The sequence below is a fragment of the Kitasatospora sp. NPDC058492 genome (assembly GCF_042720685.1).
GTDB lineage: Bacteria > Actinomycetota > Actinomycetes > Streptomycetales > Streptomycetaceae > Kitasatospora.
The window spans coordinates 157,642-172,747 of the sequence record NZ_JBHXMU010000004.1 but is presented as its reverse complement, the minus strand read 5'-3'; the positions used below and the strand labels follow the sequence as shown (position 1 = coordinate 172,747).

The window sequence follows — 15,106 nt, the reverse complement described above, 5'->3', positions numbered from 1 at the left end:
CTAACTAGGCGTTTCGTTCGCCGGACCCCGAGGAGCACCCCGAACCATGCCTGCCGTCGAAACTCAGGCCGTCGATGTCCCGCTGCTCGCCGCCCAGGCCGCCATCTGGTACGCGCAGTCACTCGACCCCGACAGCCCGGTCTACAACACCGGCGACGCCGTCGAGATCACCGGCCCGCTCGACGAGGCCCGGTTCGAGGACGCGCTGCGGCAGGTGGTCGACGAGGCCGAGGCGCTGAGCGCCGTCGTCGTCACCGGCCCGGACGGCACGCCCCGCCAGCAGCCGCGCCCCGGCCGCCGCTGGCCGCTGCACCACCTCGACCTGCGCGCCGCGCACGACCCGGCCGCCGAGGCCGAGGCCTGGATGCGCGCCGACCTCGCCCGCCCGGCCGACCTCGCCGAGGGCCCGCTGTTCACCCACGCGCTGATCCGCCTCGCCGACGACCGGTACCAGTGGTACCGGCGGATCCACCACCTCGCCGTCGACGCCTACGCGTTGAACCTCCTCGGCGAGCGCCTCGCCGAGCTGTACACCGCGCACACCACCGGCGCCGAGCCCGCCGCACGCCCGTTCGCCACCCTCGCTGAGGTCGCCGCCGAGGAGGCCGCCTACCGGGACGGCGAGGAGTACCCGGCCGACCGCGCCTACTGGGCCGACCGCCTGGCCGGCGCCGACACCCCGGCGACCCTGCCGGGCAGCCCGGCGCCCGCGCTGTCCGCAACCCCGGCCCAGGCCCCCCTGCGCCTCACCGCCGAACTGCCCGCCGGCACCCGCGACCGACTGGAGCGCGCCGCCGCCACCGCCCGCGCCACCTGGGCCGAACTGCTCCTCGCCGCCACCGCCGGCTACCTGCACCGCCTGGCCGGCACCGAGGACGTCGTGCTCGGCCTGCCGCTCGCCAACCGCCGCGGACCGGCCGCCCTGCGCACCCCCGTCGCCGCCGCCAACGTCCTCCCGCTGCGCCTGGCCGTCCGCCCCGCCGACAGCGCCGAGGCGCTGCTGCGCCGGGTGGTCCGCGAACTGCGCGCCGTCCGCCGCCACCAGCGCTACCCGCTGGAGGACCTGCGCCGCGACCTCGGGCTGACCGGCGAGCGGCGCGCGCTGTTCGGCCCGATGGTCAACATCAAGGCCTTCGAGGGCGATCTCGACCTGGCCGGCCTGCCCGGCGTCGTCCGCAACCTCGCCGCCGGGCCGGTCGACGACCTCGCCGTCGGCGTCTCGCCCGCCCCCGGCGGCGCGCTGCGCCTCGTCCTCGACGCCGACCCCGCCCGCCACGACACCGCCTCGCTCGCCGCCCACCGCGACGGGCTGCTGCGCTACCTCGACGCCCTCACCGACCTGCTGCTCACCGCCCCGCAGACGCCCATCGCCCGGATCGACCTGCTCGACCCGGACGGCCTGCGCCGCGCCACCGCCGGCCGCGCGGAGCCGCCGCTCGACCGGACGCTGCCCGAGCTGTTCGCCGCGCAGGCCGCCCGCACCCCGGCCGCCGTCGCCGTCCGCAGCGGCAAAACCGCCCTCACCTTCGCCGAGTTGGACGCCGCCGCCAACCGCCTCGGCCACCGCCTGAACGCCCTCGGCGTGCGCGCCGGTGCGCCGGTCGCACTCGCCCTGCCGCGCGGCGTGGACACCCTGGTCGCGATGCTCGGCGTGCTCAAGGCCGGCGGCGCCTGCGTCTCCCTCGACCTCGCCCACCCCCGGCAACGCCTGGCCGCCGTCCTGGACGACGCCCGCCCGGTCTGCGCGGTCGGCACCGCCGACGCCCTCGCCCAACTGGACCTGCCGGCCGGCCTGCCCACCGTGCTGCCCGGGGACGCGGACGCCGAGCCCGCCACCGCGCCCCCGGCCCCCCGGCCCCACCACGCCGCCTACGTACTGCACACCTCCGGCTCCACCGGCCGCCCCAAGGGCGTCGTCGTCACCCACGCCTCGCTGGCCAACCTGTACGCGGGCCACGGCGAGGACCACATCGCCCCGGCCGTGCGCCGCACCGGCCGCGAACGCCTGCGCGTCGCCCACAGCGCCTCGTTCGCCTTCGACGCCTCCTGGGACCCGGTGCTGTGGATGGTCCACGGCCACGAGCTGCACCTGCTCGACGACGCCACCTACCGCGACCCGGCCGCCCTGGCCGGCCACCTGCACCGGGAGCGCGTCGACTACCTCGACGTCACCCCCTCCTACCTCGAAGTCCTGCTCTCCGAAGGCATCCTGGACGAGGAGTGGCACCGCCCGGCGGTCATCGCGGTCGGCGGCGAGGCCACCCCGCCCGCCCTCTGGCAGCGCCTCACCGCCGCAGCCGGCCTGCACCCGATCGACCTCTACGGCCCGACCGAGACCACCGTCGACGCCTACGCCTGGACGCCTGGCCCCGACGGCGCCCCGGTCGGCCGGGTGGTGCGCGGCTCCCGCGCCTACGTCCTCGACGGCTCGCTGCGCCCCGCGCCCGACGGCGTCTCCGGCGAACTGTACGTCGCCGGGGCCTGCCTGGCCCGCGGCTACCTCGGCCGCCCCGACCTCACCGCCGAACGCTTCCTCGCCGACCCGTTCGGCCCGCCCGGCGACCGGATGTACCGCACCGGCGACCTCGCCCGCCGCCGACCGGACGGCACCCTGGAATTCCTCGGCCGCGCCGACGACCAGGTGAAGATCCGCGGCTTCCGGATCGAGCCCGGCGAGATCGCCGCCGCCCTCGCCGAACTGCCGGGCGTCGCCCAGGCCGTGGTGATCGCCCGCTCCGGTCCGCAGGGAAAGCGGCTGCTCGGCTACGTCGTCCCCGAGGCCGTTGCCGAGGCAGCTTCCGAGGCGCTTTCCGAGTCCGAGGCGGCTCCCGAGTCCGAGGCCGTCCCCGAGACCGTTGCCGAGGCCATGTCGGAGGACGCCGCCGAACCCGCCCCCACCCCCCGCGTCGCCCTCGACCCGGCCGCGCTGCGGGCCGCGCTCGCCGCCCGGCTGCCCGGCCACATGGTCCCGGCCGCCGTCCTGCTCCTCGACGAACTGCCGCGCACCGCCCACGACAAGCTCGACCACCGCGCCCTGCCCGAACCCGCCGCCGCCGAGCCCGGCACGGCCCCGGCCACGCCGCAGGAGGAACTGGTCTGCGGCCTGTTCGCCGACGTCCTCGATCTGCCGCAGGCGCCCGGGCGGGATGCCTCCTTCTTCGACCTCGGCGGCCACTCGCTGCTGGCCGGACGCCTCGCCGCCCGGCTGCGCGAGACCTTCGCCGCCGCCGTCGGGTTCGCCGACGTCTTCCGCCACCCGACCCCGGCCGCGCTCGCCGCCCTGCTCGACGCGCACCCCGGCGGCGAGCCCGAGGCCCGCCCCGCGCTGGTGCCCGTGCCGCGCACCGACCGGATGCCGCTGTCACCCGCCCAGCGCGGCCTGTGGTTCCTGCACCGGCTCCAGGGCCCCAGCCCCACCTACAACATCCCGCTCGCCCTGACCCTCACCGGCCCGCTCGACCGGACCGCCCTCACCCTCGCCCTCGGCGACCTCGCCGCCCGGCACGAGGTGCTGCGCACGGTCTACGGCGAGGAGCCGGACGGCACGCCGTACCAGCGGGTGCTGCCCGCCGCGCCCGTCGAACTGCACGACGGCACCGAGCTCGCCGAAGCCGTCCGGCACGCCTTCGACCTCACCGGCCGGCCGCCGCTGCGCGCCACCCTGTTCACCCACGGCCCGGCCGAGCACACCCTGCTCCTGCTGCTCCACCACATCGCGAGCGACGGCGCGTCCACCACCCCGCTGGTCCGCGACCTGTCCGCCGCCTACACCGCCCGGCTGGCCGGCCGCGCACCGGAACTCCCGGCGCCCGCCGTGCAGTTCGCCGACCACATGGCCTGGCAGCGGCAGCTGCTCGGCACCTCCGAGGCGCCCAGCCCGCTCGCCGCGCGGCAGTCGGAGTACTGGCGCACCGCCCTGGCCGGCCTGCCCGACCAGTTGGAGCTGCCCGCCGACCGCCCGCGCCCCGCCGTCGCCGGCCACCACGGCGCCACCGTGCCCTTCACCCTCGACGCCGAGGCGCACGCGGCCCTCGCCGTGCTCGCCCGGACCGCCGGCGGCACCGTCTTCATGGCCGTCCAGGCCGGACTCGCCGCCCTGCTCACCCGGCACGGTTGCGGCACCGACATCCCCGTCGGCACCCCGGTCGCCGGCCGCGACGACCCCGAAACCGCCGACCTGGTCGGCTACTTCGTCAACTCCGTGGTCCTGCGCACCGACACCTCGGGCGACCCGACCTTCCGCGAGCTGCTCGGCAAGGTCCGCAGCACCGTCCTCGCCGCCCACGAGCACGCCGACCTGCCCTTCGACCGCCTGGTCGAGGAGCTCAACCCGCCGCGCTCCCTCGCCCGCCACCCGCTGTTCCAGGTGATGCTCGCCTGGCAGAGCCGCCCCGACGAGCCTCACCCGCTGGGCGGCGGCCTCACCGCCCGGATCGCCGCCGTCCCCAGCGGCACCGCCAAGTTCGACCTCACCCTCAACGCGGGCGAGCTCCCCGGCGGCGGCATCGGCGGCTTCCTGGAGTACCGCACCGACCTCTTCGACACCGCCACCGTCGAAGGGCTCGCCACCCGCCTCGCCCGGCTGCTCACCGCCGCCGCCACCGCGCCCGACACCGCGATCGGCCGGCTCCCGCTGATCGGCGAGGAGGAGCGGCTGCGCGCCCTCGTCGAGTGGAACGGCACCCCGCACACCCCGGCCCCGCACACCTCGGACACCTCGGCCCCGCACACCTCGGCCCCGCACACCCCGGCCCCGGACACCACCCTGGCCGAGCTGTTCGAGGCCGCGGCCGCCGCCAACCCGCGGGCCGTCGCCGTCAGTTGCGGTGACGAGCAGCTCGACTACACCGAACTCGCCACCCGCGCCGACCGCCTGGCCCGGCTGCTGGCCGCCAACGGCATCGGCCCCGGCACCATCGTCGCCCTCGCCCTGCCGCGCTCGCTCGAACTCGTCGTCGCCCTCCTCGCGGTGGCCAAGTCCGGCGCCGCCTACCTGCCGCTCGACCCCGACTACCCGGCCGACCGCCTCGCCTACATGCTGGCCGACGCCGCCCCCGCCGCCCTGCTCACCGACCGCGCCACCGCACCCCGGCTGCCCGCCCACCAGGTGCCCCAACTGCTCGTCGACGGACCGGAGTCGGCCGCCCACCCGGCCACGCCGCTGGCCCAGCACGAGCGCACCCGCCCGCTGCGCGCCGAGGACACCGCCTACGTCATCTACACCTCCGGCTCCACCGGCCGGCCCAAGGGCGTGCCCGTCACCCACCACAACGTGGTCCGGCTGTTCCGCTCCACCGACCACTGGTTCGGCTTCGGCGCGGACGACGTCTGGACCCTCTTCCACTCCTACGCCTTCGACTTCTCCGTCTGGGAGTTGTGGGGAGCCCTGCTGCACGGCGGCCGCCTGGTCGTCGTCCCGCACCTGGTCAGCCGCGACCCGGCGGCCTTCCTCGACCTGCTCGCCCGCGAACGCGTCACCGTGCTCAACCAGACCCCGTCCGCCTTCTACCAGCTCAGCGCCGCCGACCGGGACCGCCCCGGCGCCGAACTCGCCCTGCGCTACGTGGTGTTCGGCGGCGAGGCGCTCGAACTGGCCCGGCTCGACGACTGGTACGACCGCCACCCGGAGGACGCGCCCACCCTGGTCAACATGTACGGCATCACCGAGACCACCGTGCACGTCTCCTACATCGCCCTCGACCGGGCCACCGCCGCCGCCGGGAGCAGCAGCACCATCGGCGTCAACATCCCCGACCTGCGGGTCTACGTCCTGGACCAGCACCTCCAGCCCGTCCCGCCCGGCGTCACCGGCGAGATGTACGTAGCCGGGGCCGGCCTGGCCCGCGGCTACCTCGGCCGCCCCGACCTCACCGCCGGGCGCTTCGTCGCCGACCCGTACGCCGAACTGTTCGGCGAACGCGGCACCCGGATGTACCGCTCCGGCGACCTCGCCCGCCGCCGCGCCGACGGCGTCCTGGAGTACTTCGGCCGCGCCGACCAGCAGGTGAAGCTGCGCGGCTTCCGGATCGAACTCGGCGAGATCGAGGCCGTGCTGGCCGCCCACCCGGGCGTCGCCGACGCCGCCGTGGTCGTCCGCGAGGACGCCCCGGGCGACAAGCGCCTGGTCGGCTACGCGGTCACCACGGCGAGCCCCGAGGAGTCGCACGCCGTCGCCGCCGTCGCCGCCGTCGCGGCCGTCACCCCCGAGGACCTGCGCGCCCACGCCGCCGCCGAGCTGCCCGCCCACATGGTGCCCTCCGCCGTCGTCCTGCTGGACCGGCTGCCGCTCACCGCCAACGGCAAGCTCGACCGCCGCGCCCTGCCCGCCCCCGACGCACCCGCCACCGGCGCCGGACGCCCGCCGCGCACCCCGCGCGAACAGCAGCTGTGCGAACTCTTCGCCGAGGTGCTGGGCGTCGCGGCGGTCGGCGTCGACGACGACTTCTTCGCCCTCGGCGGCCACTCGCTGCTGGTCGTCCGCCTCGCCGGGCGGATCCGCGAACTGCTCGGCCTGGACGTCGGCATCGGCACCCTGTTCCAGTCGCCCACCGTCGCCGCCCTCGACGCGGCCCTGGCGGCCGGCTCGCAGAGCGCCGACGCGCTGGACGTCCTGCTCCCGCTGCGCCCCGCCGCGCCCGGACGCCGTACCCCGCTGTTCGCCGTCCACCCCGCCGGCGGCCTCAGCTGGTGCTACACCGGCCTGATCCGCCACCTGCCCGCCGACCAGCCGATCTACGGCCTCCAGGCCCAGGGCGTCGGCGCCGCCACGGCGGCCCGGCCCCTGCCGCAGACCCTGGACGAACTGGCCGCGCACTACGTCGACCGGCTGCGCGAGGTCCAGCCCGAGGGACCGTACCGGCTGCTCGGCTGGTCCACCGGCGGGATCATCGCGCACGCCGTCGCCGTCCGGCTCCAGGACCTCGGCCACGCCGTCGAACTGCTCGCGATCCTGGACGCCTACCCCGCCGAGGGCTTCCGCGACCTGCCCGTCCCCGACCAGGCCGAGGCGCTGGAGGCGCTGCTCACCATGGGCGGCTACGGCCCCGAGGACCTCGCCGGGCGGCCGCTCGAACTCGCCGCCGTCACCGAGCTGCTGCGCCGCGAGGGCAGTCCGCTCGCCGGGCTCGACGACGCCATCGTGGCCGCCCTCAACCGGATCTACCTCAATACCAACCACCTCGTCCGGGGCCACGACCACCGCCCCTTCGACGGCGACGTGCTGTTCTTCCGCGCCACCGTCGACACCATCGACGAGACCCTGGTGCCCGAACTCTGGATCCCGTACGTGTCCGGCCGCATCGACAACACCGACGTCGCCTGCTCGCACAAGGACATGACCCTGCCCGCCCCGATCGCGCACATCGCCCGCGTGATCACCGACCACCTGGAGAAGTCCTCCGATGAGTGACGCCCCCGCCAACCCCTTCGACGGTGACGGCGAGTTCCTCGCCCTCGTCAACGACCAGGGCCAGCACTCGCTCTGGCCGGCCTTCGCCGCCGTCCCGGCCGGCTGGAACGTCTCCCACGGCCCGTGCGAGCGCGCCGACGCCGTGCAGTGGATCACCGCCCACTGGACCGACCTGTGACCCCTCCGGCCGTCGAGGCCGCCCCGGCGCGCCCCCTGCTCGCGGGGCGCGCCGCGGTGGTCGTGGTCTACACCGCCGCGATGTGCATGAACGGCCTGGACTCGACCATCGTCAACCCCGCGCTGTTCACCATCGCCGAGGACTTCGGGCGGCCCGTCTCGGCCGCCAACGCCGTCGAGACGGCCTTCCTGGTCGGCCTCGCCGTCGGCCTGCCGGTGGCGGGCTGGCTCGGCGACCGGTTCGGCGTGAAGCGGGTCTTCCTCGGCTCCCTGGCCGCGTTCACCCTCGCCTCCGCCCTGTGCGCCGCCGCGCCCGGCCTCGGCTCGCTCGCCGCCGCGCGGGCCGTCCAGGGCGTGGCCGGCGGGCTGCTCACCCCCGTCGGGATGACCCTGTTGTTCCGGGCCTTCGCCCCGCACGAGCGGGCCGGCCTGGGCCGGTTCCTGATCGTCCCGACCGCCCTGATGCCCGCCCTCGGCCCGCCGCTCGGCGGCCTCCTGACCGAACACCTCTCCTGGCACTGGCTGTTCCTGGTCAACGTGCCGATCGGGGTCGCGGCCGTCGTGACCGGGCTCATCGGCCTGCGCGCGGCGGACGAGCCCCCGGCCGGCCGCTTCGACACCACCGGCTTCCTGCTCGCCACCCCCGGCCTCGGGCTGCTCACCTACGCGCTCGGCTTCGGCCCGGCGCACGGCTGGTCCTCGCCCCCGGTGGCGCTCGGCGGCGTGGCCGGGCTCCTCCTGCTCGGCATCGCCGTGCGCCACCAACTCCGCGCCGCCGAACCGCTGGTGGACCTGCGGCAGCTCGCCGACCGCACCTTCGGCACCGCCACCTGGCTGGCGCTGCTCACCTCGGCCGGCCTGATGGGCGCCCTGTTCGTCCTCCCGCTGCTCTACCAGGCCGCCCTCGGGGCCTCGGCCCTCGACGCAGGGTTGAGCGTCTTCCCCGAGGCGATCGGCCTGATGGCCGCCTCCCAGGTGGTCGACCGCCTGCTGCCCCGGTTCGGCCCCCGCCGCCTCGCGCTGCCCGCGCTGCTGCTCGCCGCGCTCGTCCTGGCCGCCCTCGGCTTCGCCGAGAACCCCTGGGCCGTACGGGCGTTGATGTTCGCGGTCGGGCTCGTCCTGGGCACCGCCGTGCTCACCGTCCAGATCGCCGGCTTCGCCGACGTCCCCGGGCCCGCGATGGGCCGGGCCATGGGCCTGTTCACCATCGTCCGCACCCTCGGCGGCGCCCTCGGCATCGCCGCCACCGCCGCCCTCATCGGCGCCCTGGACACCGACGGCGGCTCACCCGGCCCCTACCGCCTCGCCCTCCTGCTCACCGCCGCCCTGGTCGCCGCCGGCACTCTCCTCACCACCCGCCTCCCCCGGGAGGCGCCGGCACCCTGAATCGGCTCCGGCTGCCGTACGGTGGCCGGAGCACTGGAGGAGAGTCCATGAACCCCGAGCGCTACCGTCTTCTCGAAGAGGCCCGGCGCAGTCTCCCGGACGGCTACAAGGTGGAGTTGTCCGGCGACATCATCGTCATGCAGGCGTCACCGTCGTCGGTCCACCAGCTGAACCTCGCGCTGGTCCAACGCCAGTTCGAGGCGCACTGCCCTCCCGGCTACTTCCCCACCGGGAACAGTGATCTCTCCTCACCCGAGGTCGGCTCCGTGCGCAATCCCGACCTCACGTACCTGCCCGAGGACGTCATCGACCTGGCCGGCCACGACATCCCCGCCGAGCTGGCCCTGATCGCCGTCGAGATCGTCTCCCCGTCCAATCCCGAGAACGACTGGACGGGGAAGGTCCGCGACTACCCGCGCATGGGCTTCCCGCTCTATCTGATCGTGGACCCGCGGCAGCGGACGGCCACGCTGTTCTCCGAGCCGAACCACGACCGGTACCACACGAGGACCGAGCGGGAGTTCGGCGAGACGATCAGCGTTCCCGATCCGTTCGGCTTCGAACTGGACCTCGCGCGGCTCGTCCCGTACAAGGACTGATCGCCGAGCGCCTGACCGATGGGCTCAGGCGCTCGGCCAGAGGATCAGGTCGGGCAGGGCGTGCCGGCGCGGCCGGTCGCCGAGGTCGGCGAGTGCGGTGCGGATGGCCCGGAGGTGTCCGACGGTCAGTTCCAGGGGCGGCTCGTCGGGCTGGTGGGTCGTGCGGATGGGGTAGTCGACGCCGGGGGTGCGGGTCATCTCGATGTGGCAGCCGAGCAGATGCGTCACGGGGCGGCGTTCGGCGAAGTCGATCAGCCGGTCGACGGTGCGGGTGAAGGCCGGCCAGTCGTCGATGTAGAGGCGGCCCGGGTAGACGGTGTCGCCGGTGAGCAGCAGGCCCGTCCACGGGTCGTAGTAGGTGACGGCCGCCGGGTGGTGGCCCGGGGTGGCCAGGCATTCGAGCACCCGGCCGCCGCCGAGGTCCACCCGCGCGACGGCGTCCGGGTCCTGGTCGAAGCCGAAGTACGGCCAGGCCGTGGCCGGGTCGGCGCCGACCAGGGTCGTCGCGGGCCGGTCGGCGAACTGCCCGTCGCCCGCGACGTGGTCGCCGTGCGGGTGGGTGTGCAGGACGAGCAGCCCGTAGCCGTCGCGGGGGTTGTCGGCGAGCCACCGGTCGATGAGCCCGTCGACCACGGTGCGCAGCGGGAAGTACGCGGCGGAGGCGGTGGCCCCGGTGTCGATCAGGACGGCCCGCTCGCCCCCGAACAGCAGGAACAGGAACGGCGCCTCGTAGTTGACCGCCTTGTTCTGCCGCAGGATGACGGTGTGCTCGTCGTACGCGTGGACCTGGATGTCCGGGTCCGTGTTGTGCTTCGCGGACGGGGATCCGTGGATCCACCGCACGTCGAGCGGACGGGCGATCGGGGCACCGGCGGCCATGACGTCTCCCTGGGTGCGTCGTCTTGGCGGGCCGGGTACGGCGCACATCTCGTCCGGGGCGGTCACCGGCGCGCCGCCACCGGGACGCTAGCACGCCCCCGTCGCCGCGCGCCGGTCCGCCGATTCGTCGATTCGCCGATTTGCCGGGAACCGTCAGGCACGCCCCAGCAGGTGCGCCAGCCCGTCCGCCAGCCCGCCGCGCCAACAGGCGTAGTCGTGGCCGCCGTTGAACTCGCGGTACGCGAGGTCGTAGCCGCGGGCGGTGAGGACGTCGCGCAGGTGGCGGTTCTGCGGGAGCAGCATCCACTCCTGGAGGCCGACCTCGACGTAGAACCGGGCCTCCCGCCTTTGCTCGCGGGCGAATTGGCGGGTCAGCCACTCACTGCCCTCGTCGAACTCCGTCTCGTCCGGCCACCAGAAGGAACCGGACTGGCAGAGCGCGCCGCCGAAGCGGTCGGGGCGTCGGAACGCGGCGAAGGCGGCGGTGAGGCCGCCCGCGCTCTGGCCGGCGATGACGGTGCCGGCCGGGTCGGTGGTGGTGCCGAACTCGGCTGCCGCCCAGGGGAGGAGGCGGTCGGCGAGGAGGTCGACGAAGGCCGGGTTGCAGCTGAGGTCGTCGGGGCGGCAGGGGCCCATGGTGTGGACGAGCAGGGCGACGGTGGGCGGGATGGCGCCGTCCGCCGCGAGGTTGTCGAGGGTGTCGCCGACCGACAGCACCTCGCCCCACATCTCGCCGTCCAGCAGCACGGCCACCGCGAACGGCCCGCCACCGGCGGACGCTCCGCCACCGGCGGGGAGGTGGACGTCCACCCGCCGCCCGGCCACCTCGTGGGCCACCGTCCGCCCGCGCGGCACGCCGTCGCGCCGCCGGGCGTACGGCTGGGCGGGGGCGTCGGGCAGGCTGAGCACGGACGACGGGTGGCGCCCGTCGCGGGCGGGCAGCCGGGGGGCGGCGTCGTGCGGGTCGGGGCGGGCGTGGTCGAGGACGCGCAGCCAGTCCGCCCGGGTGGTGCCGGGGGCGTCCCCCCGGAACGGGTACAGCTGGTAGGACGCCCGGTGGTCGGCGCGCAGCCGGTAGGTGATCGACCAACGGCCGTCGTCGCGGCGGGTCATCAGGTGCGGGGCGAGGTCGCCGGCGTGCCGGTCCTTGTCGGTGACGGTGTGCAGGAGCGCGAGCACGCCGTCGCACGACGCGTCCTCGTGCACGAAGGTGACCAGGCGGTAGGCGGGGTCGGCCGGATCGGGCTCGACGAGGGGAAGGGTTTCCATCTGCGGGACTCCTCGGGGAGGTTAGGCGGGGGTGCCCTTGCGGCCGAGCAGCACCCAGAGCAGGAAGGGGCCGCCGAGGACGGTGGTGACGATGCCGACGGGGATCTCCACCCCGCCGATCAGCACCCGCCCCACGGTGTCGGCGAGCACGACGAGGACGGCGCCGGTCAGTGCCGAGCCGAGGACCGGTACGCGCGCCGGCCCGGCCAGCCGCCCGGCGATCACGGGCGCGGCCAGCGCGACGAAGCCGACCGGCCCGCACACGCCGACGGCCAGTCCGGCCAGCGCGACGGCCAGCAGCAGGCAGCCGAGCCGGACCCGGCCCGGGTCGACGCCCAGCGAGGCGGCCACGCTGTCGTCGAAGCGCAGCACCGCCAGCCGCCGGGCCGCCGCCAGCGCGAGCGGCACGAGCACGGCCAGCCCGATCAGGACCGGGGTGGCGACGGCGTAGTCCCGCCCGTTGAGGCTGCCGGAGGTCCAGACGTACAGCGAGCCGGCCGAGTTGAGCGAGCGGCGGGCGAGCGCGACCTGGATGACGGCCGAGGCGAGCGCGGACATCGCGAGGCCGACGACCAGCACCCGGTAGCCCTGCGCGCCGAGCCCGCCGGAGACCAGGGTGACGACCAGGACGGCGGCCAGCGCGCCGAGCGGGCCGGCCCACCAGGCGCCGAAGGTGCCGGAGACGGTGGCGGAGATCAGGACGGCGGCGGTGGCGCCGTCGTTGACGCCGAGCAGTTCGGGGGTGGCGAGGCGGTTGCGGGCGAGGGTCTGGGTGAGGCAGCCGGCCAGGCCGAGGGCGGCGCCGGCGGCGAGCCCGGCGACGATCCGGCCGAGCCGGAACTTCTGCACCAGCAGCACGTCCAGCCGGTCGCCGTAGCCGAACACGGCCTGGAGGGTGCGGCCGAGGCCGAGTTCGCTCTGCCCGGCGTGGGCGGACACGACGACGACGGCGAGCAGCGCCGCGGCCAGGGCGAGCGAGGCGAGCAGCGCCCGGCGGGGGAGCAGCAGCGACCAGGCGCCGCGCCGCAGCACCAGGTCGGGTTTGGGCGCGGGCGGCTCGGACCGCCGGACGGGGGCGGGCTCGGCCGGATCGGCCATGCCGAGCGCGGCGGTCCGGCGGGAGCGGACGATCGCGATCAGCGCGGGGGCGCCGACCAGGGAGACGATCACCGACACCGGCGCCTCGAACGGGCGGGCCACCACCCGGGCCAGCACATCGGCCCCGGTGAGCACGGTGGCGCCGAACAGCCCTGCGAGCACGGTGAGTTGCCCGACCCTGGGGCCGGCGACGGCCCGCCCCAGGAACCCGGCGAGCAGGCCGAGGAAGGAGATCGGGCCGGCCAGTGCGACGGCCGAGGCGGTCAGCAGGGTGACGGCGAAGGCGACCGCGGCCCGGGTGGCGCCGGGGCGGTGGCCGAGGCCGCGGGCGAGGTCGTCGCCGAGCGCGAGCGCGGTGAGCGGCCGGGTGGCGAGCAGGGCGAGCAGGAAGCCCACGCCGAGCACCGGGGCGAGCTGGCGCAGCGTCGTCCAGCCCTCCACCCCGGCCAGCGAGCCCAGCACCCACACCCGGTACCGGTCGTACGCCTCGGGCGAGTTGACGATCAGCACGCCGGTGAGCCCGCCGAAGGTGGCGCCGACCGCCGAGCCGCCGAGCACCAGCCGCATCGGCGACCCGCCCCGGGCGCCCGCGATGAGCAGCACCAGCGTGCTGGCGAGCACGGCGCCGCCGAAGGCGAAGGCCAGGTACCCGTACGAGGTCTGGATGCCGAGTACGGCGATGCCGAGCACGACCCCCAGGGAGGCGCCGGCGTTGACGCCGAGCAGTCCGGTCTCGGCGAGCGGGTTGCGGGTGACGGACTGCAGTTGCGCCCCGGCGACCCCGAGTGCGGCGCCGACCAGCAGGGCGGTGGCCGTGCGGGGCAGGCGCAGGTCGCCGACGACGAGGGCGAGCCGGCTGTCCGCGCGGGCGCCGTGGCGGTTCAGCAGGTAGTCCAGCACCCGCCCGGGGCCGACCTCCCCGGCGCCGACGGACAGTGAGAGCGCGGCGAGGGCGAGCAGGACCGCGACCGCGCCGAGGGCGATCGGCCAGGCGGCGCGGCGGCCGTCCCCGCGCGGTGGCGGCGGTGGCGGCGGGGCGTCCGGCTCGGTGCGGGACTCCCCGGGGGCGCCCACTTGCGACAATGTCATAAGGTAAGGCTAACCTAATGAGCGCATCGTCCTGTGGGCACCGCCACCGTGCCGGGTCACCCGGACGCCGCCCAACCCCCGTACCACCGCTGCCCGGAGGCACCCATGCCGTTCGCCCAGAGCCCGCTCCACCCCGTCCGCCGCCGCGCGGCCCGGGCGCTGGCCGTCACCGGGGCGGCCGCCCTCCTGCTCGCCGGGTGCGGCTCCTCCGGGTCCTCCTCCGGATCCTCGGGCTCCGCGGGCGGCTCCGCCGCCGCCGGCAGCCCGGCGGCGGACGCGGCCGGCGGCAAGCGCACCGTCAAGGACGCGACCGGCAAGGCCGTCGAGATCCCCGCCGCGCCCCAGCGGATCGTCACCCTCACCCAGGAGGACCTCGACGCGGTGCTCGCCCTCGGCGTCAAGCCCGTCGGCATCACCAACGGCCAGGGGCTCAACGAGCCGCCCGCCTACCTCAAGGACAAGGTCCAGGGCGTCCCGGTGGTCGGCAACCTGCTGCAGCCCGTCATGGACAAGGTCATCGCCGCCAAGCCCGACCTCATCCTGGCCGGCGACATGCAGGACGAGCAGATGCTCAAGCAGCTGCGCGAGATCACCCCCGCCACCCTCGTCACCATGGCACCCACCGACGACTGGAAGCTCGCCTTCCGCGGCATCGGAAACGCCGTCAACAAGCTCGACCAGAGCAACAAGGTGATCGCCGACTACGAGGCCAAGGCCGCCAAGGCCGGAGGCGACCTCGGCAAGAACAAGGGCGCGGCCGTCTCCATCGTCCGCTGGAACCCCACCGGGCCGAGCTGGATGGAGAAGAAGCAGTTCGCCAGCGGCGTCGCCCTCGACATGGGCCTCACCCGCCCGGCCGCGCAGGACAAGGACGGCAACGCGCACAGCCCGGCGCTCAGCCTGGAGAAGCTCGCCGAGATCGACGGCGACTGGCTGTTCCTGTCCACCCTCACCGACGACGGCAAGACCGCGCTCAAGGACGTCCAGTCCAAGCCCGCCTACCAGGAGCTGGGCGCGGTGAAGAACAAGCACGCCGTCACCGTGGACGGGTCGGTCTGGTCCACCCGCGGCGGGCCGCTCGCGGCCGACGTGGTCATCGGCGACATCGGCAAGGCGCTCGCCGCCTCCTGACCGGCCCGCGTTCGGGCCCCGTTCCGGGCCCGTGTCCGCGCTCGGGCTCGTACCCGGCCGGGCCCGCGCC

The 15,106-nt window shown here is 75.6% G+C and carries 8 protein-coding genes and 1 riboswitch; of the genes, 5 read left to right on the top strand and 3 right to left on the bottom strand.

Annotation, left to right across the window (positions count from 1 at the left end; all coding sequences use genetic code 11):
• Positions 1-46: 46 nt before the first annotated feature.
• The 4 genes from ACFWPI_RS04510 to ACFWPI_RS04495 are packed head-to-tail and all read left to right on the top strand — an operon-like array spanning position 47 to position 9,570.
• Positions 47-7,408: an amino acid adenylation domain-containing protein gene (locus ACFWPI_RS04510; protein WP_380368957.1), complete on the top strand. Its 7,362-nt coding sequence runs from the start codon at positions 47-49 to the stop codon at positions 7,406-7,408.
• A complete protein-coding gene (locus ACFWPI_RS04505; protein WP_063349847.1) occupies positions 7,401-7,586 on the top strand; it encodes an MbtH family protein in 186 nt (61 codons plus the stop codon). The genes ACFWPI_RS04510 and ACFWPI_RS04505 overlap by 8 nt, the downstream gene beginning before the upstream one ends.
• Positions 7,583-8,971 (top strand): DHA2 family efflux MFS transporter permease subunit, encoded by a 1,389-nt coding sequence (locus ACFWPI_RS04500; RefSeq protein ID WP_380368960.1) that lies wholly within the window; start codon positions 7,583-7,585, stop codon positions 8,969-8,971. The genes ACFWPI_RS04505 and ACFWPI_RS04500 overlap by 4 nt, the downstream gene beginning before the upstream one ends.
• A 47-nt stretch (positions 8,972-9,018) precedes the next feature.
• Entirely contained in the window at positions 9,019-9,570 is a 552-nt protein-coding gene (locus tag ACFWPI_RS04495) for a Uma2 family endonuclease (protein ID WP_380368963.1), read from the top strand.
• A gap of 24 nt (positions 9,571-9,594) precedes the next feature.
• On the opposite strand, the gene ACFWPI_RS04490 is transcribed toward ACFWPI_RS04495, so the two are convergent.
• The 3 genes from ACFWPI_RS04490 to fhuB all read right to left on the bottom strand — a co-directional run bounded on the left by ACFWPI_RS04490 (position 9,595) and on the right by fhuB (position 13,905).
• Entirely contained in the window at positions 9,595-10,449 is an 855-nt protein-coding gene (locus ACFWPI_RS04490; protein ID WP_063349849.1) for an MBL fold metallo-hydrolase, read from the bottom strand.
• Between the two features lie 12 nt (positions 10,450-10,461).
• Positions 10,462-10,522, bottom strand: a riboswitch (guanidine-III (ykkC-III) riboswitch).
• Between the two features lie 80 nt (positions 10,523-10,602).
• Entirely contained in the window at positions 10,603-11,718 is a 1,116-nt protein-coding gene (gene fes, locus ACFWPI_RS04485; protein ID WP_380368967.1) for an enterochelin esterase, read from the bottom strand.
• Positions 11,719-11,739: 21 nt separating this feature from the next.
• Positions 11,740-13,905: a Fe(3+)-hydroxamate ABC transporter permease FhuB gene (fhuB, locus tag ACFWPI_RS04480; RefSeq protein ID WP_380368970.1), complete on the bottom strand. Its 2,166-nt coding sequence runs from the start codon at positions 13,903-13,905 to the stop codon at positions 11,740-11,742.
• A 105-nt stretch (positions 13,906-14,010) separates the two neighbouring features.
• Here fhuB and ACFWPI_RS04475 point away from each other — a divergent pair, with 105 nt between their 5' ends.
• Positions 14,011-15,036: an ABC transporter substrate-binding protein gene (locus tag ACFWPI_RS04475; protein WP_380368973.1), complete on the top strand. Its 1,026-nt coding sequence runs from the start codon at positions 14,011-14,013 to the stop codon at positions 15,034-15,036.
• Positions 15,037-15,106: the final 70 nt, after the last annotated feature.

Excerpts from the sequence above, each read along its gene's own strand:
- ACFWPI_RS04510 (WP_380368957.1), top strand. The coding sequence starts at position 47 with ATGCCTGCCGTCGAAACTCAGGCCGTCGATGTCCCGCTGCTCGCCGCC.
- ACFWPI_RS04505 (WP_063349847.1), top strand. The coding sequence starts at position 7,401 with ATGAGTGACGCCCCCGCCAACCCCTTCGACGGTGACGGCGAGTTCCTC.
- ACFWPI_RS04495 (WP_380368963.1), top strand. The coding sequence starts at position 9,019 with ATGAACCCCGAGCGCTACCGTCTTCTCGAAGAGGCCCGGCGCAGTCTC.
- ACFWPI_RS04490 (WP_063349849.1), bottom strand. The coding sequence starts at position 10,449 with ATGGCCGCCGGTGCCCCGATCGCCCGTCCGCTCGACGTGCGGTGGATC.
- fes (WP_380368967.1), bottom strand. The coding sequence starts at position 11,718 with ATGGAAACCCTTCCCCTCGTCGAGCCCGATCCGGCCGACCCCGCCTAC.
- fhuB (WP_380368970.1), bottom strand. The coding sequence starts at position 13,905 with ATGACATTGTCGCAAGTGGGCGCCCCCGGGGAGTCCCGCACCGAGCCG.
- ACFWPI_RS04475 (WP_380368973.1), top strand. The coding sequence starts at position 14,011 with ATGCCGTTCGCCCAGAGCCCGCTCCACCCCGTCCGCCGCCGCGCGGCC.